A 26,136-nucleotide genomic window follows, 5' to 3' on the forward strand; every position below is an offset into this window, starting at 1 on the left:
CACCTGTGCCGCCTGGCACAGAAACAGTCCGCTAGTGTACCGCTACAAACAGTGGGCTGAAACCAGGCAAGCCTGACAGGGACAAACCGGGCAGGGAACCGGCAGCCAGGGTGTCGGGAGGGGAAGGGGATAAATGGTTGTAGCCTACCCCGGCCACGGAAGGTGGCCGAGGTCGCTACCGTTCAACTTTCGGACAGCTCCTCATGCCAGCCTGTATCCAGGCCGAATTCGAAGGTATGCATCCGGTAGCCTTCCGGAAAGGCGGCTTTCAGCCGCCGTTCAAACTCCGCATACACCTCTGTCTTGTGCTGCTGCACATCATAGTCGCGGGTGCCTGACTCCACTTCCGGCACCTCCAGCTCCATCTTGAACTCGATCTCCGGTGCCAGTTGAATTCTGACTTTGCCCATGGTGTTTCCTCCTGTTCCGGGAAGTGTTGGCCGGGAACACCCGGCCAGACTTCACGGCGTGCGATTACATTAAGGGTACGATCATCAGTGCCACGATGTTGATGATCTTGATCAACGGGTTGATGGCGGGACCAGCGGTGTCCTTGTAGGGATCACCCACTGTATCGCCGGTGACTGATGCCTTGTGCGCCTCGGAGCCCTTGCCGCCATGGTTGTCATCTTCAATGAACTTCTTGGCATTATCCCAGGCGCCACCACCGGTGGTCATGGAGATGGCGACAAACAGGCCGGTGATAATGGAACCCAGCAACACTCCGCCCAGCGCTTGCGGACCCAGCATCAGGCCCACCGCCAGCGGCACGGCAATCGGCAGCAGGGAAGGGAGCACCATCTCCTTGATGGCTGACTTGGTCAGCATGTCGACGGCACGGGAGTAGTCCGGTTTTGCGCTGCCGTCCATGATGCCGGGAATCTCCTTGAACTGGCGCCGCACCTCGCGCACGATGCCACCCGCTGCACGGCCTACCGCTTCCATCGCCATGGCACCGAACAGGTAGGGCACCAGGCCGCCGATAAACAATCCGACAATCACCAGATGGTTGGAGAGGTCGAAGGTCAGGGCCTCACCGGTATGATGGGCCAGTTCCCGGGTATAGTCGGCAAACAGCACCAAGGCCGCCAGGGCCGCGGAACCGATAGCGTAGCCCTTGGTCACCGCCTTGGTGGTGTTGCCCACGGCATCCAGCTCATCGGTGGTGTTGCGCACCTCGTTGGGCAGGTTGGCCATCTCGGCAATACCGCCGGCGTTGTCGGTGATCGGTCCATAGGCATCGATGGCGACGATGATCCCGGTCATTGACAGCATGGAGGTGGCGGCAATGGCGATACCGTACAGCCCGGCCATGGAATAGGAGACCAGGATACCGGCACAGATAACCACCAGCGGAGCCGCCGTGGAGCGCATGGAGAGCGCCAGGCCGGCGATGATATTGGTGCCGTGACCGGTGGTGGAGGCCGCCGCCAGCAGACGCACCGGCCGATAGTCGGTCGAGGTGTAGTAGTCCGTGATCATTACCAGCGCAGCGGTAATGATCAGTCCGATCAGGGCCGCACTGTACAGATCCATCACCGCATAGGTGGCATCACTGCCCATCAGCCACTGGGTCACCGGATAGAAGGCGATGGCCGACAGGACAGCCGAGACACCCAGGGCGCGGTACAGCGCATTCATGATCTTGCCGCCTTCCTTGACCGAGACAAAGAAGGTACCGATGATCGAGGTGATGATGGAGATCCCCCCCAGTACCAGCGGCAGCAGGGCCGCGTTGGGGTTGTCCGCGAATATCAGCGCACCCAGCATCATGGTGGCGATGGTGGTCACTGCATAGGTCTCGAACAGGTCGGCCGCCATGCCGGCGCAGTCACCCACGTTGTCGCCCACGTTATCGGCAATCACCGCCGGATTGCGCGGATCATCCTCCGGGATACCGGCTTCCACCTTGCCCACCAGATCGGCACCCACATCCGCACCCTTGGTGAAGATACCGCCACCCAGACGGGCGAAGATGGAGATCAGCGAGCCACCAAAGGCCAGACCGATCAGCGGAGCCAGCTTTACCGGCTCACCCACCGGGGTCATGCTGAGCAGCCAGCCATAAAAACCGGCCACCGCCAGCAGGCCGAGACCCACCACCAGCAGACCGGTGATGGCGCCGCCCCTGAAGGCCACGGCCAACGCCGCATTGAGTCCGGTCTTGGCCGCTTCGGTGGTGCGTGAATTGGCCCGCACCGAGATATGCATACCGATATATCCGGCCAGGCCGGAGAAGATGGCGCCGATGGCAAAACCGACCGCGGTGGTGGAGTTGAGCAGCACGAAGATCACCCCAAACAGGATCACCCCGACAATGCTGATCGCCATATACTGACGATTGAGGTAGGCCGATGCCCCCTCCTGGATCGCCAGGCTGATACTGCGCATCTCTTCCGATCCCTCCGGCTTGGCCAACAGCCAGCGAATGGAATAGACGCCGTAGGCGATTGCCCCGACGGCGCATAACAGTGCAAAAACAAGACCCGATGTCATGTATACCTCCAAAAATCGTTTTTGATTTAAGGCCGGGCCATTTTAGTTATGGTGATAGGGATATAACCCGGCAACTGCTTGCCAGGCAGAGGTTCCTGCAGTGTCTGATTATTATGGTCACCGCAAGCTACGGTTCGATTTACTCTGAGATATCTGAACCTGACACTGGCAAACGGACCCATCCTAGTCCTGGAACTGAACCGGCGATAATCAGAATTCGCTTTGCAACAATTAAAAAAAGCTATGTTGCATTTGCAGCATGTTAGTAGATAAGGATGTGCTGAATTCAGCAAAGACGCGGCTTCCAGCCGCTGCTGCTGTGCAGTATATGGCGTATTTTTCAGACAGTGAAAACCCCGTTTACACTGGTCAAATTATTCCGGGTCTAAAAAATTGCGAGTGATTTGACGAATCCAAACCGGATACGGGTGTCTGTTTTTCCTAACCGATCGACGCTATGGGAATCATATTGTCGGGAACCTCACAAAAAGCTGATACTCTTCCAGCTATTAAAAAACGGGAGTAAACATGAAGCAGTTGCTGGATCAGGCGGTGATGCAAGCGGGTAAAATCATTGTCGGCAAGGAGCAGACCCTGCGGCTGGCCCTGACCTGTCTGCTGGCCAACGGCCATCTGCTGATCGAGGATCTGCCCGGGGTCGGCAAGACCACCCTGGCCCACACCCTGGCCCGGCTGCTGGGACTGCAGTATCAGCGCATCCAGTTCACCAGCGACCTGTTGCCGGCGGATATCATCGGCGTCTCGGTCTACCATCGGGGCGACGAATCATTCCAGTTTCATCCGGGACCGGTGTTCACCCAGTTACTGCTGGCGGATGAGATCAACCGGGCCACACCCAAGGCACAGAGCGCATTGCTGGAAGCGATGGAGGAGCGACAGGTAACCAGCGACGGCATGACCCGTAGCCTGCCACAACCGTTCTTTGTCATCGCCACCCAGAACCCGGCCCACCAGATCGGCACTTTCCCGCTGCCGGAGTCGCAACTGGACCGTTTCCTGATGCGGATCCACATCGGTTACCCGGATGAGCGGGCGGAGCGGATACTGCTGAGTGGCGAGGACCGGCGCAATCTGCTGGAACAGCTCACCCCCTGCCTTACCCTGGAACAGCTGCGCGACTTGCAGCATCAGGTAACCCAGGTGCATGTATCGGACGCCCTGCTGGATTACATCCAGGCCCTGCTCAAATTCAGCCGCAACAGTCCGCGCTTCCATCACGGACTGTCACCCCGTGCCGGCCTTGCCCTGATCAACAGTGCCCGCGCCTGGGCGCTGCAGGCCGGTCATGCGCAGGTGCTGCCGGAAGACGTGCAGGCGGTGCTCAACGCCACTGTCGCCCATCGGCTGCACTCGGGCAGCGACACCGGCGTGACCGAGGGGCAGGGGCTGGCGCAGTTTCTGCTGGAATCCGTGCCGCTGCCATGAGGCTGAAGATCCCGGAGCGGTTTATCCGGCGCTGTCGCAGCGACGGACGGGGCGGGGCCACGGTCGGCGCACAACAGATCTACATCATTCCCACCCGTCAGGGCCTCGGTTTCGCCCTGCTGCTGCTGCTGATGTGGATCGGTTCCATCAACTATGCCAATAATCTCGGTTTTCTGCTCACCTTCCTGCTGGCCGGCCTCGGTCTGGTGGCGATGTTGCACACCTGGCGTAATCTGCTGGGGCTGACACTTCGCCCGGGACACAGTGCACCGGTATTCAAGGGCCAGCAGGCCTGTTTTGAGATCCAGATCAGCAACTCCCGGGACATTGAACGTCCGGGCGTCCTGCTGAACTTTGCAGCAGGTGATCCGGTCGCCGGCGACCTTGCACCACACAGCGAACAGACCTTTAGCCTGACCACTCGCGCCGAGCGGCGCGGCCGTTTACCCATGCCACGCTGTACCCTCAGCACCCGCTATCCACTCGGTCTGCTGTATGCCTGGAGTTATCTGGAACTGGCTGGTGAAGTCCTGGTTTACCCCGCGCCCGGACCGCACACCGCTATCACCAGCCAGCCCAGCTACCAGCCAAGTCCGCATGGAGACAAGGGGGTCGGCAGTGATGATTTCATCGGCCTGCGCAGCTACCGGCCCGGCGACTCGCCCCGGCAGATCGATTGGAAGGCCCAGGCCCGGGAACAGGGGCTGCATACCAAGCAGTTCGGCGGCGATCGGGCCGATCTGCTATGGATTGACTGGGAGCATTACCCCGGAATGGAGACCGAAAGCCGGCTCAGCGCCCTGTGTCGGGCGGTGCTGGAGGCGACCGAACAGCATCAGGCATTCGGGCTGCGCCTGCCAAACCTGGAGTTGAAGCCGGCCCGGGGCGATGCGCAACGCCGGGCCGCGCTCGCCGCACTGGCCCTGTTTGGTGAGCAGACATGAATCCACCCCCCCTCAACCACCGGTCGTTGCTCCCCCTCAGTCTGATCACACTGCTGGTGGTGGCACCCCATTTTGCCCGGCTGGACCCGCGCATCAGCCTGGTATTTATGGCAGTCATCCTGTTGCGCGTCACCAGCCTCTATCGGCCGCGCCTGCGGCTCGGCCGCTGGCTACTGCTTGGAATCACCCTGGCCAGTGCCGTGCTGATCCTCTCACTCTACCCGCTGCTGATGGGCCTGCCGGCCAAGGTCGCCCTGCTGTCCCTGATGATGGGTCTTAAGCTGATGGAGTGCCGACGACGGCGCGATCTCTATGTGGTGGTATTTCTCGGTTACTTCACCCTGATCACCCACTTCCTGTTTGATCAGGGGATGTTGCAGGTGGCCTATTGTGGTGGTGATGGTGATCGCGCTCAGCGGCCTGTTGATCGAGGCCGGCCGTGCCGAGTCCCGTAGTGGCTGGCCGCTGCATTCACTGCGTCTGGCCGCCGGCATGACCGCGCAGGCGCTGCCGGTCATGCTGGTGCTGTTCTTCCTGTTCCCGCGCCTCAATGGACCGCTGTGGAATCTTGGCGTGGACAACTCCACCGGCCAGACCGGTCTCAGCGACAGCATCACCCTGGGCAGCATCAGCCGGCTGATTCGCTCCCGGGCCGTCGCCTTTCGGGTCGATTTTGATCAGGCCATGCCAGCGCCGCCGCTGCGCTACTGGCGCGGACCCGTACTCTGGCATACCGACGGGCGGCGTTGGGGCCGTGCCGATCTGCCGAAGACGGCTCTAGTCAGCTACCGTAGCGACGCCCCACCGGTCAGCTATCAGGTGACCCTGGAACCCTCACCCAACGACTGGCTCTACGCGCTGGATCTGCCGGAATCCCTGCCCGCCGAGGCCAGCCTGCTGGCGGACTTTCAGATCACTGCCAAGGATATCCGCCAGCGGCGGTATCGCTATACCGCCAGCTCGCGCCTGCAGTACCACACCGGTACTTTAAGCGAACGGCAGCGCCGGCTGGGGTTGCAACTGCCCGACACGGTGACCCCGCGTATGCGGGCACTGGTGTCCCGTTGGCGAGCCGAATCCGCTGACGATCGCCAGCTGGTCAACCGGGCACTGCAATTCTTCCGCAACGAGCCCTTCCACTACACCCTCAACCCACCCCTGCTGGAGACCAATCCGGTCGACCAGTTTCTGTTCGACAGCCGCCGTGGCTTCTGCGAGCACTACGCCACCAGCTTCACCCTGCTGATGCGACTGGCCGGTATCCCGGCCCGGGTGGTGACCGGCTACCAGGGCGGCGAGCGCAATCCCCTGGGCAATTACCTGATTGTGCGCCAGTCGGATGCCCACGCCTGGAGCGAGGTGTGGCTTGAGCAGAGCGGCTGGACCCGGATCGACCCGACGGCCGCCGTGGCCCCCGAACGCATTGAACGCACCTTTGAATTCGACCTGCAGGAGAATACCGCGCCGGGCAGCCCGGTCATCTTCTCGGCCGGTGATCACGATCTGCTGAACAGGCTGGCAAAACAGTTCGGGCTGGGGCTGGATGCGGCCAATGCCTCCTGGCACCGCTGGATTCTGGGCTACTCCAGTCAACAGCAGCAGCGCCTCCTGCAACTGCTGGGCTTCGGCTCACTCTCGGCATTCAAGCTGGCACTCACCATGGTGTTGGCCGTCGCCGCGCTGGTGCCACTACTGATCCTGCTGATGCGCTGGCGCGACCGGGACAGACCCGACCCGGTACAGCGCGACTATGGGAAATTCTGCCGCCGCCTGGCGCGCAAGGGGATAGCGCGCCTGGCCCACGAGGGGCCGCAGGATTTTGCCCGGCGGGTGATCCGGCAACGACCCGATCTGCAGCGACCGGTGAGTGCCATAATCGATCTCTACATCGCGTTACGTTATGGCGCCGAAGATGACCCGGAACAGCAGCGCCGGTTGCGCCAGCTGGTGCGAAATTTCCGCGCCTGAACCGGGGCGACAGAACGCGTAGTAGGGGGCAGGCCCCTGTGCCTGCCCCCTGTTTGGGTACCGCTCCTACCAGTTCTCGCCCAGCAGTTCGAAATGGGCCTGGGGATGGAGGCAGGCGGGGCAGACGTTGGGGGCCGCCTCACCCTCATGCAGATAACCGCAGTTGCGACAGCGCCAGACCACCTTGCCGTTGCGCTTGAACACCAGGCCCGCCTCCAGGTTGTCCGCCAGGGTCTGGTACTGTTTGTGGTGCTGTTTCTCGGCAATACTGATCGCCTCGAATGCCGCCGCCACCTGCTTAAAACCCTCTTCCCGGGCAACCTTGGCAAAGGCCGGATACATGTCGGTCCACTCATGCTCTTCACCGGCGGCGGCGTGACGCAGGTTTTCCAGGGTGGTGCCGGTCAGACCGGCGGGGAAGGTCTCGGTGATCTCCAGATCGCCACCCTCGAGAAAATTGAAAAAGCGCTTGGCGTGCTCCTTCTCCTGGTTGGCGGTCTCTTCAAAAATGGCGGCGATCTGCACCAGCCCCTCCTTGCGTGCCGCACCGGCAAAGTAGGTATAGCGGTTGCGCGCCTGCGACTCGCCGGCAAAGGCGGTGAGCAGATTCTTTTCGGTTTGTGTTCCCCGGATACTCTTGTTCATGTTGTGACTCCAATGAAACCAGATTTTTTCTATGTTTATTTTACCGTCATTGTCTTTGGGAATACCACCTGGAGACATAGGTGGCGAACAGGATGGCGAGGAAGATGGTGGTCATGCCGATCACATGGTAGGACTGGAACTTCTCACCGAGGAAGATTACCGCCAGCAGGCTGGCAAATACCGAGATCAGATTGGTGAACAGTCCAGCCTGGTTGGCACCACCGAGCAGCACCGCCTTGTTCCAGAAATAGTAGGAGAGCAGGGAGGGGAAGATGGCTACATAGCCGAGGATCAGTGCCGTATCGCTGTTCAGGCTGAAGGTCTCGCGGCCGCTGATGTCCCAGAGATAGAAGGGCAGAATGCCAAAGATGCCGATCAGAATCAGCAGCAGCAGCAAACCAAGCTTATCCAGCTCTGGCGGCAGTTTTTTCATCAACACCGAATAGACGGCAAAGCCGAACACGGCCGTCAGCATCAGCAGATCACCCGGGTTCAGCTGCAAGCTTGCCAGTATCTGGAGATCGCCCCGGGAGACCACCCAGCAGACACCCACCAGAGCCAGCAGCATACCCAGCTTCTGCAACCAGTTGGCGCGCTCCTGGCCAAACAGCCAGGTCAGCAGAAACACCTCCAGCGGCATGGTGGCGCTCACCACCCCCACATTGATGGCAGTGGTGAACTGCAATGCTACATACTGCAGCGAGTTGTAGAGCGAGACACTGAGCAGGGCGAGCAACAGCAACAGCCACAGATGCCGGCGGTAATAGGCCAGATCCCGCAGGCAGGCACGCCAGGCAATTGGCAGCAGGATCAAAAACGCCAGTACCCAGCGCCAGAACGAGAGTTCGATCCCCGACATGTAGTTGAGGGCGAACTTGCCCACCACCGCATTGCCGCCCCAGAACAGGGTGGTCAATACCAGCAGCAACGCCGGCCGTTCAAACAAGCCCGGCGAACTCAATCCAGCCCGGACTCGAAGTGAGCGGTCGTTACCTCAAGCAGAGCCGAGTCGCGAATCTTCTCCGGCAGCGAGGCGACACAGGCGGCGATCACTGCATCCGCATCCGCGCCGAACGCACCCCGCTCGGTCATGAAGCGGTCCAGATCCGCACTGCCGCTACGGATCATTTCCCTGGCCATCGCATGGGTGGCCAGGGTCTGCCCGGGATAGCGGTTCAACAGATAGGAGAAGGTGAAGGCGGTATTGGTCATGGCCTGGATGGAGATCCGCGACAGTCCGGCCGCCACCGCCAGGCGGGCGGCGTAGATCGCATCGACGACCGCGTGGTGGATGCTGAAACCCTGCTCCCAGTTGTCTGTCGCAATGCCCTTGCTGAGTCCGAGCTCCCACTGCCGGGTGCCGCCGGCACCGCCGTTGAGAAAAGCGAGATAGTCGAACTGCTCGTCGCCCCCCAGCCTGCCCTGATTGAAACAGTCGGCATGGATGGCAGCAGCAGTGGCAATGCCGTTCAGGCCATTGAACACCATGTGGTGACCGACCAGCTTGGTGATGGCTCCCGCCGCCGGGGAACTGCCAAAGTATCGGGGATGCCCCAGCCGCTGCAGCAGCGGCAGCAGGCGCTGATAAATCGCCGCATCGCCACTGGCCAGGATCAGCATCCCCTTGGGATCGGACCCACCCAGCTGAGCCCCCAGGGGTCCCCCGGTCAGGGGATAGTTGACATAGTCCACCTGTTGACTGGCGCAGAAGCTGGTCGCGGCCTCGGCGAAGTCGGGGCTGACGGTAGAGAGATGCAGGATGAAGGGACGGGTGGTCGATACGGCGCGCAAAAGGTTCGTCAGCTCGCTGATGATCGCCACATCGTCACCGTTCTTGCCGGCACAGACCACCACGCCATCCAGATCGCCATTGCCCGCCAGCTGTTGCAGAGTCGGCACCAATTCCGCGCCATGCGCCTGCCAGTCCATCCGGTACCTGTCACGGCTGCCACCCTGGGTGCCACGATCCTGCACCCGCAATACCCGGGCGGGTCCATCGGCGGTCAAATGAGTAGCGGCCGGACCGGCCATCATTCCCAGTCCGCCTACATAAGCAAGTTTCAACATGTTGTTTTCCTGTGCCGGTATGCGATTTCGTCGCCCATCTTACCAGATCACGGCCCCGCTATACCGGTACAGATGGCTGGGTATTCGCCGGTTTGCAATCCCCTGAGTTTCCCCGATAGAGTAGGGCATCTTGAGGCCGGAATCGGACAGGGTTAATTGATGAACAAGCCACTGAACCGGCTGCTGCTGGGCCTGCTGCTGATCGGGTTGGCGGGTTGTGCCTGGAAAATCTGGGAACAGGCAACCGCCTATGAGCAACAAACCCTGGCGATTATTCAGCAGTTGCAGACCACCAGTCAGCTGGAGAGCAGCGGTCGGCAGTTACTGGAGGCGTTGAGTTTCGGCCTTTATGACGGATACAGCCAACAGCTCGAGGAGCTCAATCAGCAGAAAGCGCTGCAGGCCGCCTACAAGGAGTCGGTCAATCAACTGACGGCACTGTTTCTGATTGATTCCGGGCTGTTGCTGTTGCTTGCCTGGCTGCAACGGCGCAGCGCCGGCGATCTCGGTTACGCCATGCTCACGGTGGGCGTCATCTCCCTGGTGGTCGGTCTAACGACACCGATTCTCTCCGTCGAGGTAAGCAAGACGTTGCCGGTACTGGGTGAGACCGTGCTGCAGTTTCAATCCAAGGGGATACTCACCACGGTCAGCGGCCTCTGGGAGCATGGCAACCTCTGGCTGGCGCTACTGCTGCTGCTGTTCAGCGTGATTCTGCCGTTGCTAAAGACCGCTGTCGCCTGGCTGACCCTGTTCAGCCGCACCCACCATCTCTCCCTGCGCGGACTGCACCTGAGCCACCATCTGGGCAAATGGTCCATGGCCGATGTCTTTGTGGTGGCCATCCTGGTGGCCTACTTCTCGAGTAATGCCGGCGGGTTGACCCACGCCGAGGTGCAGGCCGGCCTCTGGTTCTTCGCCCTCTATGTGGTGCTTTCACTGCTCGGTTCACAACTGATCAGCCTGCAACTCCGGCAACTGCCGGAACAGGATCAATCACTCAGTTCACCCTGAGCATGCCGGCCTTGGCCAGCAGCAGTTCCCAGGCGGTTTCAAAACGCGGCGGGACCACCTGCTTGCGCCGCCGTCGCGGCAGGTCATTCACCAGGCAGGCGCCGTCCGGCTTATCTTTCGGAAAAGCGCAATCGCCGGCAAACAGGACAATGCCGCTGACCGGGATGTTCGGCACCAGGGATCGGACCGTGGCGCAGATCAGTTGCAGCTCATGCAGCGGATTATTAAATCGGTGCGAGGTACCGCGCAATACCTGGGTCCACTGATCGGTATCCTTGCCACCAAAGATATTGCCTTCATACCAGTTGACCGTCACCAGCAGGATTCCCTTGTGGGTCAACACCACGTAGTCAGCCACCAGTACGCCATCGATACCGTCGGGTACCATCAGGTCATGATGCACCTTGGGTCCCAGGCGCCGGATGGCCTGGCCGATCTGCCGCTGCTTCAGGGAGGCGGCCAGACGGCGCCGGAAAACGATGACCAGTATCAGCAGGGCAATGGCCGACAGGGCCACCACCAGCCATTGGTACTGCATGGGGGTGAGGGAGAACATGGTTGATTATAAAAGCCTGTCCAGGGAATGTCGTAAACTCACAATATCCGGCTGATGCCTGATCTGTCAGCCGCGAAGTTTGGCCAACAACGCCGACAAGGACAACCCCTTTGTGAACTTTTGTGACCTATAGCCGGGCATCACCGGCCTTTCTTAACGGATAGATGGATTTGGGGATTCACAGCGGTTACCCTTCATTGTATGTAGTGGACAAGCTGAATCTTGTCAGTTAATGGAAACCGATGGAGATCCCATGCCACGCGCCTTCCTGGTCTGTCTTGGCCTGCTGTACAACCAGTTTTCGGCCTACCCGGCACATGCGTCGGATGCGCTAAAATTTGCGGTCCTCAACCCGCACCCGGCAACCTTGGTGAAACAGGTACCCGCCATACTGGACAGCACCGACGAGGTCATAAGGAATCCGCTACCGCTGGCCTTTGTTCCTGCCACCGAAACCGATTATATCCCCAACCGCCGCTTCTTGCGTGAACAGGACAGGCCGCAATGAGCCAGTACCAACGCCTCTCCCTGTTCTGGAGACTGTTTCTGCCGATCGCCCTGGTGGTCCTCTGCACCGGAAGTTTACGCACCTGGATGTTCCTGAACGAGGAGCGTGTCGCCCAGACCCAGGCCATGCAGAATACCCTGGCGGTTGCAGCAGCCACCCTGCACCCGATCGTCACGAAAAGCGTCAACATCAGCGACTACAGCAGCATCCAGGAGCAGCTGGACCGGGAGGTACAGCTGCGCCCCTACCTCAGCCGTGCCGAGTGGCGAATGGGGCGGGGACAGCTAATTGCCAAAACCGTACCCACTACCCAAACCGTACCGTCCTGGTTTATTCGACTCTCCGGCATCAAGGGCTGTGAGCATCGCCAGCAGGTTCAGTCGGGCGGCGCGGACTATGGCGAATTGATTCTGCACTGTGACGCCACCCTGCCGCAGACCGAAACCTGGCAGCGGGCGCTTAACCGGGTGGCGACCCTGGGTGGCGTCATCATGGTGCTGTTTATTATCCTTGCGCTCACGCTGCGCACGTCACTTGTTGCGCTCACCCAGCTGGTGGACGCCTATCGCCGCTTCCTGAAAGACCACCATACCCGGGTTGCCGTGGGCGGGGCACGGGAAATTCAGCAACTTGGCAGCGCCTTCAACGCCATGGCCGATGAGGTGGAAGCCACGCTCAAGGCACTCGCCGAGGCACAGGGACGACTGCAGAAAGAGGCGGAGTTAAACCACGTCACCCTGATGTCCATCGGCGACGGCGTAATTACAACCGATCCCGCCGGCCTGGTGACCCAGATGAACCCGGTAGCCGAGCAACTGACCGGCTGGCCAGTCATGGAGGCCGTACAACAACCACTGACCGAGGTATTCCACATTGTCCAGGAGGGAACCCGGGAGACCGCTATCAACCCGATTTTTCGGCTTGCAGAAGCGAATACTGTGACCGCACTGGAGACCCATATGCGGTTAATCGCCCGTGACGGCAGCGAGACACCAATCGAAGATTCGGCCGCACCCATACTTCGTGAAAATGGCGACATTATCGGCTACGTACTGGTATTCAGTGATGTGAGCGAAAAAAAGGCCCTGCAGAAAAAAATCGGTTGGCAGGCTACCCATGACGCCCTCACTAAATTGCCGAACCGGGCATTGCTGGCTGATCGGCTGAATCAGGCGGTTGCTCGCAACGACCGCAGTCAACTCCTCCTGGCGGTGGGTCTGCTGGACCTGGATGAGTTCAAGCCGGTCAATGATCGTCTGGGCCACGCCTGCGGCGACCAATTGCTGAAATTGGCTACCGCACGGATGCTGGAAACCTTGCGCGCCACCGACACGCTGGCACGTCTGGGCGGTGACGAGTTCGTCCTGGTGCTGTCCGACCTCACGTCTCTGGACGAGGCTGAAACCATCTTTGGACGCCTGCTCGATCGCCTGGCAGAACCCTATACACTGGATGGCGAGGTGGCGCAGCTAACCGCCAGTCTGGGCTTTACCCTCTATCCGCTGGACCAGACCGACCCTGACACCCTGTTGCGCCATGCCGACGAGGCGATGTACACCGCCAAACATTCGGGCCGTAACCGTTACCAGCTGTTCGATGCCCAGCACGATCAGAAACGTCAGGCACGCCAGGAGCAGACCAAAGAGATACGGCTGGCGCTGGCGGCGGGGGAATTCGAGCTGTTCTACCAGCCCAAGGTGGATATGCGCCAAGGCAGGGTGACGGGATTCGAGGCGCTGGCACGCTGGCGCCATCCGCAACGCGGCATTGTGCCTCCGGGGGAATTCCTGCATCACATGGAGGACAACGAACTGGGTAGCAAGCTGGGACGCTTTGTCCTGGACACGGCTCTCGGCAGGGTCGCCGAGTGGCGCCGGGCAGGCCTCAACGACTGGTCGGTGGCGGTAAACATTGCGCCCCAACATTTTACCGCCCCCCATTTCCTTGATGACCTCAAGGACGCCATCGCCCGTCACCCGGACGTCCCGCCCCAATGCCTGGAACTGGAAATCGTGGAGTCAGCCGCCATCGCCGACCTGCACCACGCCGCCAGGGTCATTGCCGCCTGCCATGAATTGGGCATCCGCCTGGCTCTGGATGACTTCGGCGTGGGGTATGCGTCTCTTTCATATCTAAAGCGTCTGCCGGTGGATGTGCTCAAGATCGACCAGAGTTTTGTGCGCGACGTGCTGGACGACCCCGGCGATCTGGCCGTGGTGGAGGCGGTGATCACGCTCTCGACACTGTTCGGGCGCGATGTTGTGGCGGAGGGGGTCGAGGTAGCCGAACAGGGGGTATTGCTGCTGCGTCTGGGCTGTCATATCGCCCAAGGTTACGGCATCGCCCGCCCCATGCCGGCAGACGAAGTTGCCGGTTGGGCCGCGACCTGGCAACCGGATCCGAGCTGGGCGCTCTGGGCCAATACGCAGTGGGAAATGAGTGACTTCCCGCTACTGGTGGCACAATACGACCATCAGCGCTGGATAAAAAGCGTGCTCAACACCCTTGATGGTGGCCGGCTGTCGATTACCCAACAGGAGCTGACCAATCACCGCGCCTGCCGGCTGGGCCACTGGTATGAAAATCATGGCCGGCGGCGTTATGGCCATCTCACCACATTCCAGGAGATGGAACCGTTACATGCCGAGGTCCACCGCACCGGTCAGGAGATTCTGCAGCTGAAGGCGGAAGGCCACCTGGCGGAGGCCGAGACACAGGCCCGCTACCTGACGGAACTTAAGACACGTATCCTGGACTCACTCGCCAGCCTGCAACGGGAAGTGATGCGGACAGGGGTCGGTGCCGGGAAAAACCTGCCGGCTTAGGAAAGGCTATGTCCCGGTTACCTGCTGCATAAGAAGTGATCTTTTTGTAGAAGCGGATTTATCCACAAAATTCGCGGCTGAAGTCACTCCTATCGCTACGCTTGGTCGCCGCAGGGGGCTTTGACCTGTAGGCGGCCCGCCCCGGGCCGAATTCGCGGCGAGACGCCGCTCCTACTGGGCAAATTACCAGGCCAAAACAACACCAACGCATAATTGCGACAGAACCTTAAGAAGGCTCTATTTGCCAATACAAAAACTGCTGAAGATCTGCCCCAGCAGATCATCGGCGGTGAACTCGCCGGTGATTTCACTCAACGCCTGCTGGGCCTGACGCAGATCCTCCGCCAGCAGCTCGCCGGAACCCTGGTCCTGCAGCGCGGCACGACCAGTAAGTAGGTGCTCACTCGCGCGCTGGATGGCGTCCAGATGCCGGCGCCGGGCGATGAATTCACCCTCCTGCCCGCTATTGAAACCCATGCACTGTTTCAGGTGTTCCCGCAGCAGGTCGATTCCTTCCCCGGTCTTGGCGGAGAGTGCGATCTCGAATCCGGCGGCCGTTTCCCTGACAGCCGCCGCTGTCCCGCTCTGATCGATCTTGTTACGGATAAAGGTGACCGGGATGCTACCTGGCAGCAGGCTGGAGTCAAACGCCCGGTGTTGTGGATCCAGCTTGTCATCAAAGATCCACAGAATGCGATCCGCCCGGGCAATCTCCGCCCGGGCCCGGCGTATGCCTTCCTTTTCGACCGCGTCGCTACTCTCCCGCAGGCCGGCGGTATCAACAAGATGCAGCGGCATGCCGTCGATCTGTATCTGCTCCCGCAACAGATCCCGGGTGGTGCCGGGGATATCGGTCACGATGGCCGACTCGCGACCGGCCAGACTGTTCAACAGACTGGATTTGCCCGCATTTGGCAGACCGGCGATCACCAGGGTCATGCCATCGCGCATCAGCCGTCCCAGCTGGGCACTCTTGCGCACCGCCTCGACCGCGTCGATGATCTCCGCCAAGTCCCCCGCCACCTTGCCATCGGATAGAAAATCGATCTCCTCCTCCGGAAAATCGATGGCCGCCTCCACGTACATGCGCAGCAGAATCAACTGCTCCACCAACTGATGAATACGCCGGGAAAACTCACCTTCCAGGGAGCGCACCGCCAGACGGGCGGCGGCGGCCGTGCCGCTCTCGATCAGGTCGGCGATCGCCTCGGCCTGGGCCAGATCCAGCTTGCCATTGAGAAAGGCGCGTTGGCTGAACTCGCCTGGCCGGGCCAGGCGCACGCCACAGGCCAGGACACGCTGCAGCAGCAGATCCAACACCACCGGGCCGCCATGGCCCTGCAGCTCCAGCACATCTTCACCGGTAAAGGAGTGGGGTGCGGGAAAGAACAGCACCAGCCCCTCATCGAGGACTTGTCCCTCGGCATCACGAAAACGGGCAAAGCGGGCTAAGCGGGGTTCCGGCAGGCTTCCGGTGAGGTTGATGGCAACGGTGGTGGCCAGCTTCCCGGAAATGCGGATGACGCCGACCCCGCCCATACCGGGCGGGGTCGCAACCGCGGCTATCGACTCCTGTGCATCCACAGGACTGGTTGGATCAGGCCTTGGCGGCGGCATTCTCAATCTGGCGGGTGATGTACCATTGCTGCGCAATCGACAGCACGTTGTTGGTCACCCAGTAGAGCACCAGACCTGCCGGGAAGAAGGCGAAAAAGACGGTAAACACTACCGGCAGCGCCATCATGATTTTGGCCTGCATGGGATCGGGTGGTGCCGGATTCAGCTTCTGCTGGATGAACATGGAGACACCCATGATCAGTGGCAATACGAAGTAGGGGTCCTTGATGGAGAGATCCTGTATCCAGAAGATGAACGGCGCCTGGCGCAGTTCCACGCTCTCCAGCAATACCCAGTAGAGGGAGATGAAGACCGGGATCTGCACCAGGATTGGCAGACAGCCACCCAGCGGATTGATCTTCTCTTTCTTGTACAGCTCCATCATGGCAGCGTTCAGACGGGTTTTGTCCTCGCCGAAGCGATCCTTCAGGGCCTGGATGCGCGGCGTCATGCGACGCATGTTGGCCATGGATTTGTAGCTCGCCTCGGATAGCTTGTAGAACAGCGCCTTGATCAGCAGGGTCAGCAGGATAATGGAGAGGCCCCAGTTGACCACCACACCCTGAATCTGCTTCAGCAGCCAGAAGATCGGCTGGGCAATGACGGTCAGCCAGCCGTAATCGACGCTCAGATCGAGTCCCTTGGAGATCGCCTTCAGTTCATCCTGCAGTTTGGGACTGGCGACAAAACCACTGCTGAAGGTGTGGTTGGCGCCCTGTTCGACCGTTACCGCCGGTGTGTAGGCGCCCAGGACATAGCGCTTGCCGGGCAGCACATTGGTGTAGAAGGTGTCAGTCTGATCTTCAGGCGGAATCCAGGCACCGAGGAAATAGTGCTGCAGCATGGCGATCCAGCCGCCTTTGACGTCACGGGAGAGCTTGGACTCTTCCATATCCTCAAAAGAGATCTTCTCGTATTTGTTCTCTTCGCTGTAGATGGCGCCGCCGGTATAGGTATAGAGCAGTTTGGAAGCGGCACTGTTGTTTTCCGGTGGTGTGCGCATCAGCTGGCGGTATTCCCGGCCGACCCAGGGCTTGCCGGAGCCGTTCTGCAGAATATGTTGGACCGTCACCAGGTAGCTGCCGCGCTGATAGGTATAGCGCTTGGTCACCGTGACCCCTTCCGGGCTGGTCCAGTGGAGGTCGACACTCAACTGGTCCGCTCCGTCCGCCAGTTCATAGCTGTTACTGCCGGCCTGATAAGGGGTCTCATGACTGGGTGCCGTGCTGCCTTCACCGGCAATCAGGCCGGATTGGGCGACGAACAGTTCCGGCACCTCCGGTTTCATCAGCTGGAAGCTGTTCTCCTTGTCTCCCAGGGAAGCCGGATAGTCATTGAGAAAAACCTTCAGCACATTACCGCCAACCGTGCCGATCTCCATGGTATAGAGATCGGTTTTGACCGTGATGGTCGGTACCGCGGGACGAGAGGTGTCGGTTGTCGACATGGGCACTGCCGCGGTCGAGGAAATCTCCGGCACCGAAGAGGGTGTCCCGTTGTTTCCAATGGCTGGTGACGCCGGAACCGCACTTGGCACGGAGGAAGTGGTATCGGCCTGGCCGGTACTTGTCTCCGTTGTCACCGTGCTCTGTGGCTTGGCGCCATAATCCTTATCCCACGCCTGCCAGAGCATCATCAAAATGAAAGCCAGTGCGAAAAACAGTATCAGGCGAAGGTTATCCATGGACTATCTCAAACTCGAATTAGGAAGTTGCGTCGGCCAATCGGCAAAGGCCGTATTATGGACTGAAATCATGCTTAAGCGGAGTCTTTTCCGATCTCAATTCCTGACAGCCGATATTGCCTGCACAGCCTTTGTCCAGTGCCGGTCGAGAGAGTCACGCAGTTGATGCATATTGGAAAGGTCAATTCCGCGAGCACACATAACAACCAGATCCAAACCCGCCAAATCGTGCTGCTTGAGTCTGAAACTCTCCCTGATCAGTCGCTTGACCCGATTTCTGTCAACGGCCCGCTTCAGAATTTTTTTGGCTACCGCTGTTCCCAGGCGTGCATTCATCTTGCCATTAGCCAGAAATAGAACGGTAAAACAGCGGTCTGACGATCTGCGGGAATTCTGGAAAACCCGCTGGAATTCAGCAGGTTTAAGCAGCCGCAGATCCCGACCGAAACTTGCCTTGCGATCTTGCAAAGCAGTTCAGAAACTCAGGGTGCCAGACGGTCACGTCCCTTTGCACGACGCGCATTCAGTATCTTGCGGCCATTGCGTGTAGCCATACGCGCACGAAATCCGTGATTACGCGCGCGCTTCAAGTTGCTCGGCTGAAAAGTTCTTTTCATGACAAATACCAGGTAATTAAATAAGCAGGGCCTGATCTAAACAAGCACAGGAAAAAGCCCCTAAAAAAGGGCGCGTATAGTACGATGCGATGATAGCAAATGTCAACAATAATGCGCCCCAGCATTTTCGGCTAACCCGCTGATTTCTCAGAAACTATGGACTCGCGAATGTAGGGACCTGAAAATCGGCTGACGATTGTCATCAGGAGTTGTCCAATCTGCTGAAGATAAACCAAATCTTTATAAAAAACAGTTTTTTAGCCCCTGCTCTGACCATACCGACCTGATATGGACAATACATTTTATCCCTGGGCAATAGCTATGGATAAGCCATAAAAAGCGGAGTAAACTTTTGCCTCCGCAGTTCAGATCACTTCACCCTGATCCCAAGGATCATGGCCGGGTCGCTGTGGCATATGGATTTATGGCATGCAGCAAAGTGGACCGGCAGCGATTGTCGCCGGGGGTCCCCGCATCACCACGAAAAGAGAAAATCCTTTCTCATTTTCAAAAAAAGAGTGGATAAAGCGTGAATTTTTGGAGCAAGTGCACTGATCGCCTCGAGCATGATCTGCCACAACAGCAATTCAATACCTGGATTCGCCCACTGCAGTCTATCGAGGATGCACACAGCATTCGCTTGCTGGCGCCCAACCAGTTTGTCCTGAACTGGGTACAGAACCACTATCTCAACGAGATTACCGAGTATCTGCACAGTATCGCGGGGACCAACGCACCCGCTATTTCTCTGGAAATCGGTAGCAAGGGCAATACACAAACCAGCGTGGATACCAGCCAGGATTCAGCGCCAAATCATCGGCAGAATCCGCGACCGGGTGTGCGTCAGAGCGAGGACGCACCGATGCCAAGCAATCTCAATCCCAACTTTGTTTTTGATACCTTTGTCCAGGGGAAATCAAATCAATTGGCCAGAGCGGCCTCGATTCAGATCGGCGAGAATCCCGGTACCGCCTACAATCCGCTGTTCATCTACGGTGGTGTAGGGCTGGGTAAGACCCACCTGATGCATGCTGTCGGCAACATGATTGTTAAAACCAATCCCCATGCACGGGTCGTCTATGTACATTCCGAAGGTTTTGTCGCACAGATGGTGAAGGCGCTTCAGCACAACACCATCGATGAATTCAAGCGCCGATTTCGCAGCGTAAACGCACTGCTGATAGACGATGTCCAGTTTTTTGCCGGCAAGGAGCGGTCGCAGGAGGAGTTCTTCCACACCTTCAATGCACTGTTTGAATCCCAGCAACAGATTATTCTCTCCAGTGACCGGTTCCCCAAGGAGGTATCCGGCCTTGAAGAACGACTCAAATCCCGATTCGGCTGGGGACTGACGGTCGCTATCGAACCTCCTGACCTTGAGACGCGCGTCGCCATTCTGAAAAGCAAGGCAGACCAGCTGTTTGGCGTGGATCTGCCCAATGAAGTGGCCTTTTTCATCGGAAAAAGGGTGCGCTCCAATATCCGGGAATTGGAGGGCGCCCTGCGTCGAATTATTGCCAACGCAGAATTTACCGGCCGGGATATCACGCCGGAATTTGCCAAGGACGCCCTGCGTGACATGCTGGCCGCGCAGGATAAACAGGTTACGATCGAGAATATCCAGAAGACCGTCGCAGAGTATTACAAGATCAGGACGTCCGAATTGTTATCTTCCAAGCGGAGCCGCACCATCGCCCGACCGCGCCAGATAGCCATGACGTTGGCAAAAGAGCTGACCAATCATAGCCTGCCGGAAATAGGCGAGGCTTTTGGTGGACGCGACCATACGACCGTACTCTATGCCACGCGCAAGATAGCCGAGCTGAAGGAAGGCGACAATCGGGTTGAAGAGGATTATGGAAACCTGTTAAGAACTCTCACCAGTTAATGTGGATAAACTGTTGATGTTTTTGCAACAAAACAGCATGCTTTAGTTATCCACAGCTGATCAACATCTCTTAGTATCACTCATACGGATGTTATCAACAGAGAAAATTCATTCTAACTATATGAAAAATAAGAAAAAATACTGTTTGATCAACAATAAACCCGCTGTGTAATAATAACAGTAAATTTATATAAATATATTATATCTATTAAAGAGTACTTCGCCATGAAGATCGTTACCACAAGGGATAATCTGCTTAAACCACTTCAACAGGTCGGTGGAGTTGTTGAGAGAAGACAGACCTTACCGATTCTCGCGAATGTCCTGATCAATGCAGGCAATGGGAAAATCAATATCACAGCAACCGACCTCGAGGTCGAGATGAAAACGACCACCGTTGTCGATTGTGATAACGAAACGGATTTCACACTGCCCGCCAGGAAACTGCTGGATATCTGCAAGGCACTGCCGGAGGAGTCCACGATTGAATTGAATGTGGAAAACGAGCGGGTGGTAATCAAATCAGGGAGAAGTAGATTCACTCTTGGTGTCCTGCCGGCCAACGACTATCCGTCTATCGAGCCATCGGCGAGCAGTCATCGATTTACCATCACTCAGAAACTATTAAAACGACTGATAGAAAAAACCCAGTTTGCCATGGCGATTCAGGATGTACGCTACTACCTGAATGGTCTGCTTCTGGAAATGAATGAAGGACTGATACGCGCCGTGGCAACGGACGGACATCGGTTGGCGCTCAGTGAAGCAGAGTGTGTGCTGGGTCAGGAGACGGGACTGCAGGTGATATTGCCCAGAAAGGCCGTTCTGGAACTCGCCAGGCTCTTGAGTGATTCCGAGGAGTTGATAGAAATTGATGTCAGTAGCAATCACATAAGATTTACCATGGGCGAGACCAGCTTTACTTCAAAACTGATTGATGGGAAGTTCCCTGACTATCAGCGTGTCATCCCGATGAACACGGACAAGGAGATTACCGCAGACCGGGATCAACTGAAGCAAGCCTTGATGCGCACGTCCATCCTTTCCAATGAAAAGTACCGTGGCATAAGATTCAACTTTTCCAGTGGCCTGTTGAAACTGCTGGCGCATAACCCGGAACAAGAAGAAGCCGAAGATGAAATGGAAATCAACTACCAGGGTGATGAACTGGTCATCGGCTTCAATGTTGGATACCTGATTGAAGTGCTCAATGTGATTGAAACAGAGTCTGTAAAATTGTCCCTCAGTGATTCCAACAGCAGCTGCCTTATCCAGAACATGGATAGTGAACAGTGCCGCTATGTCATCATGCCGATGCGCCTCTAAACTCTCAAACCGGGACTGGTGTCAGTGCCAGTCCCGCAACCGTATATCCCATCCCCCGGAATAACGGGAACACCCCGTGACCATCAAGCAGCTAAAAATCCAAAATCTCAGAAATATTGCTGAGGCGGATATTCAATTTTCGGACGGCATCAACTTCGTCACGGGAAAAAATGGTTCGGGAAAAAGCACCTTGCTGGAAGCGATCTATATGCTTGGCAGAGGTCGTTCTTACAGAACGGCAAAATTTGGTCCAGTAGTTAGACATGGCGAAAAATTCCTGACTCTTTATGCCGTCTCCTCCCTCGAGAGGGAGCATCGTATCGGGATACAAAAAAGCGCGACACAAACAAGTATCAGAGTCGACGGGGAAAATGCGACCCGTCTTTCCTCTATCGCCAAGATGACTCCACTGCAGATCCTCACTCCGATGTCTCACGAAATACTCGAACGCGGCCCGGAGTATCGCAGGCGATTTTTGGAATGGGGGGTGTTCCACGTGGAACCATCCTATTTCACCGTCTACAAAAAATTTACCAAAGCCCTGAAGCAACGGAACATTGTGCTTAAAACTGCTCCAGATACGGTGGCAAGCTGGAATCATACATTGGGTATGTTGGGGGAAGAGTTAAACAAATTACGTGAGAAATATTTTACCGATCTGCAAATCGCTCTCGCGAATGAATTACGGGCACTCGATATTCAAGGCAATATCCAGATGTTCTGGAAGAGGGGGTGGGAAGACGGCTCACGACTAGAACAGGTGCTAGGAGATAAACAACCCTCGGATATAAGGCAAGGATATACTCAGGCGGGCCCACAGCGTGCAGATATAAAATTGATGTTTGATCAGCGTTCCGCATTTACATCGATTTCACGCGGTCAACAAAAGATGATCATCACATCCCTGCACCTTGCACAAGCTGCAATCACCAAACGGTCTACCGGTAACCACCCAATACTCCTGTTCGATGATCTTGTGGCAGAACTCGATGTGGATAACAGAGATAAACTGTTGCAACGGATAAAACAGATCGGGTGCCAAGCCATTATTACAACTACCGAAGAGATATCGAACGACCGGTATCCTGGATGCGTCATTATTCGCGTGGATTCCGGTGATATACAAACAACCAATCTTTGATGATGACATGTTCCACGTGGAACAGTTGTGATTAATGAATAAATCTGAATGCGGCATGGTGTATAATGAGCCGTTCGAAAATAGGAGTTTTATATGAGCTACGACTCGTCAAATATCAAGGTGTTGAAAGGTCTGGACGCGGTGCGCAAACGGCCTGGTATGTATATTGGTGACACTGATGATGGCACCGGACTTCACCATATGGTGTTTGAAGTCGTGGATAATTCTATTGACGAAGCACTTGCTGGCTATTGCACCGAGATTACCGTGGCGATACTGGATGATGAGACCGTCAAAGTTACGGATAATGGCCGAGGAATCCCTGTAGATATTCACCCGGAAGAGGGACGCTCCGCTGCCGAAGTGATCCTGACAGTCTTGCATGCTGGAGGCAAATTCGATGACAACTCCTACAAGGTTTCCGGGGGGTTGCACGGGGTCGGCGTATCGGTGGTGAATGCCCTATCTGAAAATCTGAAACTTTACATACATCGGAATGGACATACCCATTACCAGGAGTATGTACATGGTGAACCGCAAGCACCATTGGCCGTGGTGGGAGAAACCGATAAATCGGGTACGGAGATTGTATTCAGGGCCAGCAAGCAGACATTTACCAATATAGAGTACCACTATGACCTGCTGGCGAAGCGCCTGCGCGAACTGTCATTTCTGAACTCGGGAGTTCGTATAAGACTGTCCGATGAACGCAACGATCGACAGGATACATTTGAATATGAGGGGGGTATCAAGGCCTTTGTTACCCATCTAAACCGCAAAAAGACACCGCTGCATGAAACGGTTTTTGACTTCTCTATAGAAAAAGATGATGTGGTCGTGGAACTGGCCATGCAGTGGAACGAGTCATATCAAGAGAATATTTTCTGTTTTACCAATAATATTCCACAGCGCGATGGGGGGACACACCTTGCCGGTTTTCGTGCGGGCCTGACTCGAACCCTCAATCAGTATATTGATCAAGCTGGATTGGATAAAAAACAAAAAGTTAACACCTCCGGTGATGATGCCCGAGAGGGGTTGACGGCGGTCCTTTCAGTCAAGGTGCCTGACCCGAAATTTTCATCCCAGACAAAAGATAAACTGGTCTCTTCCGAAGTGAAGGGGATCGTGGAGTCCGTGCTGGCAGAACGGCTTGGCTCCTTCCTGCTGGAGAACCCGGGAGAAGCGAAACAGATCGCCGGGAAAATGATAGAAGCGGCCCGTGCCAGGGAAGCAGCAAGAAAAGCGCGTGAAATGACCCGCCGTAAGGGCGTACTGGATGTTGCTGGATTACCGGGAAAACTTGCTGATTGCCAGGAGAAAGACCCCTCATTGTGTGAAATTTACCTGGTGGAGGGCGACTCAGCCGGCGGTTCCGCCAAACAGGGCAGGGATAGACGTACCCAAGCAATCCTGCCGCTGAAAGGAAAAATCCTCAATGTGGAGAAGGCACGTTTCGATAAGATGCTCTCATCCGCTGAAGTAGGTACGCTGATTACCGCACTGGGTTGCGGAATCGGCCGCGAGGAGTTTGATCCGGATAAATTGCGCTACCACCGAATTATCATCATGACGGATGCGGATGTGGATGGAGCGCATATCCGTACGCTGCTGTTGACCTTCTTTTACCGGCAGATGCATGAATTGATAGAGCGCGGACATGTTTATATTGCCCAACCTCCACTGTATAAGGTGAAAAAGGGGAAACAGGAGCAGTACCTGAAAGATGACAATGACCTGAATGCTTACCTGCTTCAGGCGGCACTGGATAATGCGGAACTCTACGTCAGCAAGGATGCGCCGCCCCTGTCCGGGCTCTCCCTTGAAGAGCTGTCCAAACAGCATCTCTCCACCATGGCGACCGTGAAGCGAATTGGAAAACGCTATGATGCCTCGGTGATTGAAAAACTGATCTATATGCCCAGGCTCACGGATGAGTTGATAGCTGATCAGCCTGGCTTCGATAATTGGCTGAGGGAGCTGGAGTTGCGCCTTAATGCGGAACAGAATATCTCCAACCGATTTGAGATTGGCTCTCAGCCGGCAACGGATGATCAGGTGGCACAAATCAATGTTATTCAGTATGTTCACGGGATAAACACGGAATCGGCTATTCCACTGGATTTTTTTGGCAGCAGTGATTATCGGAGAATGGCTGAAATGGGTGAAAAGCTGGATGGGTTACTCTCTGATGGCGCTTACATAAAGCGCGGCGAAAGACAGAGTGATATCAGCAGTTTTTCCCAAGCCCTGGGTTGGCTAATGGATGAGGCGAAGCGGGGACAACACATTCAGCGTTATAAAGGCCTAGGAGAGATGAATCCCGACCAGCTCTGGGAGACAACGATGAACCAGGAGTCGCGGAGATTGCTGCAGGTTAACATTGAAGATGCTGTCGGAGCGGATGAGATATTCACAACGCTCATGGGCGATCAGGTAGAACCGCGAAGAGACTTTATCGAGAAGAACGCCTTGACGGTAGAAAATCTCGACGTCTAAGACTATTCATCGCTGTGACTATAAGGCGCTGTTGTGTATGGGTCGAACCGGGGTCAAGTTCATGGATGAATCCGTTGCCCGGGTAATAGGTAACTAAAATCAAATAAAAAGGGCCGATAAGGCCCTTTTTTGATTTCGCTGAAAGCTACCTGCACTATGATAATAGTGAACACTTACACTCCGTCTACTGTATGCGGGACATGGTCTGCTCTATCCAGGTTTCTACTTCTTTGTTGATTTCGGCAGCCTTTCTTCCGGCTGTGTGGATGGGGTCCCCGACGACGATCTTGATAACACCCGGGTATTTGCGAATATCGCGGCGTCGCCAGAATGATCCCGCATTGTGGGCAATGGGAATTACCGGTGCTCCACTCTTTTCGGCAAGCAGTGCGCCCCCCATACCGTAACGCTTGCGCTCACCCGGGGCGACCCGCGTTCCCTCCGGAAAAATAACCACCAGTCGGTGCTGCCTTAACCGTTCCAAGCCGATATCTATGACTTGACGTGCCGCCTTGCTGCCGGCTTTGCGATTGATGGCAATCGGCTGCACGGTAGCGGCCGCCCAGCCGAAAAAGGGTACCCACATCAGCTCCCGTTTCAGCACCCAGGCCTGTTCGGGGGGAAGCAGCCAGCGCAACGCCATGGTTTCCCATGCTGATTGATGTTTGGCCAGAATAATGGCGCCGGATTCAGGGATTTTTTCCAGACCGTCAATTTCGTAATCGAGGTTACACAAAAGCTTAAGAAACCAGATATTGACCCCGCCCCAGGCATTGGCAATCTGGCAACGTTGGCGATAGGGCAATAGCCAGCCAATGATTGATAACAGGCCGGCCAATACCACGGTAGAGAACAGCAGGCTCACCAGATAGAGTAAAGATCGAATTAATATCAT

General features: G+C 56.8%; 22 protein-coding genes. 11 read left to right on the plus strand and 11 right to left on the minus strand.

Annotated features, from left to right (window positions below; translation table 11 throughout):
- Nucleotides 1-182: 182 nt before the first annotated feature.
- Nucleotides 183-410, minus strand: a complete 228-nt coding sequence (locus ACHZBF_RS17335) for a hypothetical protein (protein ID WP_029132198.1) — start codon at nt 408-410, stop codon at nt 183-185.
- 64 nt (nt 411-474) lie between these two features.
- Nucleotides 475-2,496: a sodium-translocating pyrophosphatase gene (locus tag ACHZBF_RS17340; protein WP_273440356.1), complete on the minus strand. Its 2,022-nt coding sequence runs from the start codon at nt 2,494-2,496 to the stop codon at nt 475-477.
- 528 nt (nt 2,497-3,024) lie between these two features.
- Here ACHZBF_RS17340 and ACHZBF_RS17345 point away from each other — a divergent pair.
- Genes ACHZBF_RS17345 through ACHZBF_RS17360 form a run of 4 tightly spaced genes read left to right on the plus strand, consistent with a single transcriptional unit; the run spans nt 3,025 to nt 6,854 of the window.
- Nucleotides 3,025-3,942: an AAA family ATPase gene (locus ACHZBF_RS17345; RefSeq protein ID WP_321529121.1), complete on the plus strand. Its 918-nt coding sequence runs from the start codon at nt 3,025-3,027 to the stop codon at nt 3,940-3,942.
- Nucleotides 3,939-4,886 carry a DUF58 domain-containing protein gene (locus ACHZBF_RS17350; RefSeq protein WP_321529122.1) on the plus strand — a complete coding sequence of 316 codons (948 nt, stop codon included), beginning with the start codon at nt 3,939-3,941 and terminating at the stop codon, nt 4,884-4,886. Before ACHZBF_RS17345 ends, ACHZBF_RS17350 begins: the two co-directional genes overlap by 4 nt.
- Entirely contained in the window at nt 4,883-5,341 is a 459-nt protein-coding gene (locus tag ACHZBF_RS17355; protein ID WP_321529123.1) for a TgpA N-terminal domain-containing protein, read from the plus strand. The genes ACHZBF_RS17350 and ACHZBF_RS17355 overlap by 4 nt, the downstream gene beginning before the upstream one ends.
- Nucleotides 5,286-6,854 (plus strand): transglutaminase TgpA family protein, encoded by a 1,569-nt coding sequence (locus tag ACHZBF_RS17360; RefSeq protein WP_321529398.1) that lies wholly within the window; start codon nt 5,286-5,288, stop codon nt 6,852-6,854. Before ACHZBF_RS17355 ends, ACHZBF_RS17360 begins: the two co-directional genes overlap by 56 nt.
- A 66-nt stretch (nt 6,855-6,920) precedes the next feature.
- On the opposite strand, the gene rbr is transcribed toward ACHZBF_RS17360, so the two are convergent.
- Genes rbr through ACHZBF_RS17375 form a run of 3 tightly spaced genes read right to left on the minus strand, consistent with a single transcriptional unit; the run spans nt 6,921 to nt 9,566 of the window.
- Nucleotides 6,921-7,499, minus strand: coding sequence for a rubrerythrin (gene rbr / locus ACHZBF_RS17365; RefSeq protein ID WP_321529124.1), 579 nt, complete (start codon nt 7,497-7,499; stop codon nt 6,921-6,923).
- A 46-nt stretch (nt 7,500-7,545) separates the two neighbouring features.
- Entirely contained in the window at nt 7,546-8,445 is a 900-nt protein-coding gene (locus tag ACHZBF_RS17370; protein WP_321529125.1) for a DMT family transporter, read from the minus strand.
- Between the two features lie 11 nt (nt 8,446-8,456).
- Nucleotides 8,457-9,566 carry an NAD(P)-binding domain-containing protein gene (locus ACHZBF_RS17375; protein ID WP_321529126.1) on the minus strand — a complete coding sequence of 370 codons (1,110 nt, stop codon included), beginning with the start codon at nt 9,564-9,566 and terminating at the stop codon, nt 8,457-8,459.
- A 159-nt stretch (nt 9,567-9,725) separates the two neighbouring features.
- On the opposite strand from ACHZBF_RS17375, the gene ACHZBF_RS17380 reads away from it, so the two are divergent.
- Complete coding sequence (locus ACHZBF_RS17380; protein WP_273440371.1) at nt 9,726-10,580, plus strand: paraquat-inducible protein A; 855 nt, start codon at nt 9,726-9,728, stop codon at nt 10,578-10,580.
- On the opposite strand, the gene ACHZBF_RS17385 is transcribed toward ACHZBF_RS17380, so the two are convergent.
- Nucleotides 10,567-11,136, minus strand: a complete 570-nt coding sequence (locus ACHZBF_RS17385) for a nuclease-related domain-containing protein (RefSeq protein ID WP_321529127.1) — start codon at nt 11,134-11,136, stop codon at nt 10,567-10,569. The two genes, ACHZBF_RS17380 and ACHZBF_RS17385, sit on opposite strands and share 14 nt — an antisense overlap.
- 253 nt (nt 11,137-11,389) lie before the next feature.
- Here ACHZBF_RS17385 and ACHZBF_RS17390 point away from each other — a divergent pair, with 253 nt between their 5' ends.
- Together ACHZBF_RS17390 and ACHZBF_RS17395 are read left to right on the plus strand one after the other, a co-directional pair.
- Nucleotides 11,390-11,644 (plus strand): hypothetical protein, encoded by a 255-nt coding sequence (locus ACHZBF_RS17390; protein ID WP_273440375.1) that lies wholly within the window; start codon nt 11,390-11,392, stop codon nt 11,642-11,644.
- Complete coding sequence (locus ACHZBF_RS17395; protein ID WP_321529128.1) at nt 11,641-14,469, plus strand: EAL domain-containing protein; 2,829 nt, start codon at nt 11,641-11,643, stop codon at nt 14,467-14,469. The genes ACHZBF_RS17390 and ACHZBF_RS17395 overlap by 4 nt, the downstream gene beginning before the upstream one ends.
- A 237-nt stretch (nt 14,470-14,706) precedes the next feature.
- On the opposite strand, the gene mnmE is transcribed toward ACHZBF_RS17395, so the two are convergent.
- The 4 genes from mnmE to rpmH all read right to left on the minus strand — a co-directional run bounded on the left by mnmE (nt 14,707) and on the right by rpmH (nt 18,387).
- On the minus strand, nt 14,707-16,086 hold the full coding sequence (gene mnmE, locus ACHZBF_RS17400) for a tRNA uridine-5-carboxymethylaminomethyl(34) synthesis GTPase MnmE (protein WP_335342985.1): 1,380 nt from the start codon (nt 16,084-16,086) through the stop codon (nt 14,707-14,709).
- On the minus strand, nt 16,067-17,770 hold the full coding sequence (yidC, locus tag ACHZBF_RS17405) for a membrane protein insertase YidC (RefSeq protein ID WP_321529129.1): 1,704 nt from the start codon (nt 17,768-17,770) through the stop codon (nt 16,067-16,069). Before yidC ends, mnmE begins: the two co-directional genes overlap by 20 nt.
- Before the next feature lie 96 nt (nt 17,771-17,866).
- Nucleotides 17,867-18,238 carry a ribonuclease P protein component gene (gene rnpA / locus ACHZBF_RS17410; RefSeq protein WP_273440379.1) on the minus strand — a complete coding sequence of 124 codons (372 nt, stop codon included), beginning with the start codon at nt 18,236-18,238 and terminating at the stop codon, nt 17,867-17,869.
- Nucleotides 18,239-18,252: 14 nt separating this feature from the next.
- A complete protein-coding gene (rpmH, locus tag ACHZBF_RS17415) occupies nt 18,253-18,387 on the minus strand; it encodes a 50S ribosomal protein L34 (RefSeq protein ID WP_084609721.1) in 135 nt (44 codons plus the stop codon).
- 529 nt (nt 18,388-18,916) lie between these two features.
- On the opposite strand from rpmH, the gene dnaA reads away from it, so the two are divergent.
- The 4 genes from dnaA (at nt 18,917) to gyrB (ending at nt 25,241) form a co-directional block, all read left to right on the plus strand.
- A complete protein-coding gene (gene dnaA / locus ACHZBF_RS17420; protein ID WP_321529130.1) occupies nt 18,917-20,275 on the plus strand; it encodes a chromosomal replication initiator protein DnaA in 1,359 nt (452 codons plus the stop codon).
- Between the two features lie 225 nt (nt 20,276-20,500).
- Nucleotides 20,501-21,601 (plus strand): DNA polymerase III subunit beta, encoded by a 1,101-nt coding sequence (gene dnaN / locus ACHZBF_RS17425; RefSeq protein WP_321529131.1) that lies wholly within the window; start codon nt 20,501-20,503, stop codon nt 21,599-21,601.
- 76 nt (nt 21,602-21,677) lie between these two features.
- A complete protein-coding gene (recF, locus tag ACHZBF_RS17430; RefSeq protein WP_321529132.1) occupies nt 21,678-22,742 on the plus strand; it encodes a DNA replication/repair protein RecF in 1,065 nt (354 codons plus the stop codon).
- A gap of 93 nt (nt 22,743-22,835) precedes the next feature.
- Nucleotides 22,836-25,241 (plus strand): DNA topoisomerase (ATP-hydrolyzing) subunit B, encoded by a 2,406-nt coding sequence (gyrB, locus tag ACHZBF_RS17435; RefSeq protein ID WP_273440383.1) that lies wholly within the window; start codon nt 22,836-22,838, stop codon nt 25,239-25,241.
- 184 nt (nt 25,242-25,425) lie between these two features.
- Here the strand turns inward: gyrB and ACHZBF_RS17440 are convergent, their stop codons facing one another.
- A complete protein-coding gene (locus ACHZBF_RS17440) occupies nt 25,426-26,136 on the minus strand; it encodes a lysophospholipid acyltransferase family protein (RefSeq protein ID WP_321529133.1) in 711 nt (236 codons plus the stop codon).

Source organism: Sedimenticola selenatireducens (genome assembly GCF_963675335.2).
GTDB classification, from domain to species: domain Bacteria; phylum Pseudomonadota; class Gammaproteobacteria; order Chromatiales; family Chromatiaceae; genus Sedimenticola; species Sedimenticola selenatireducens.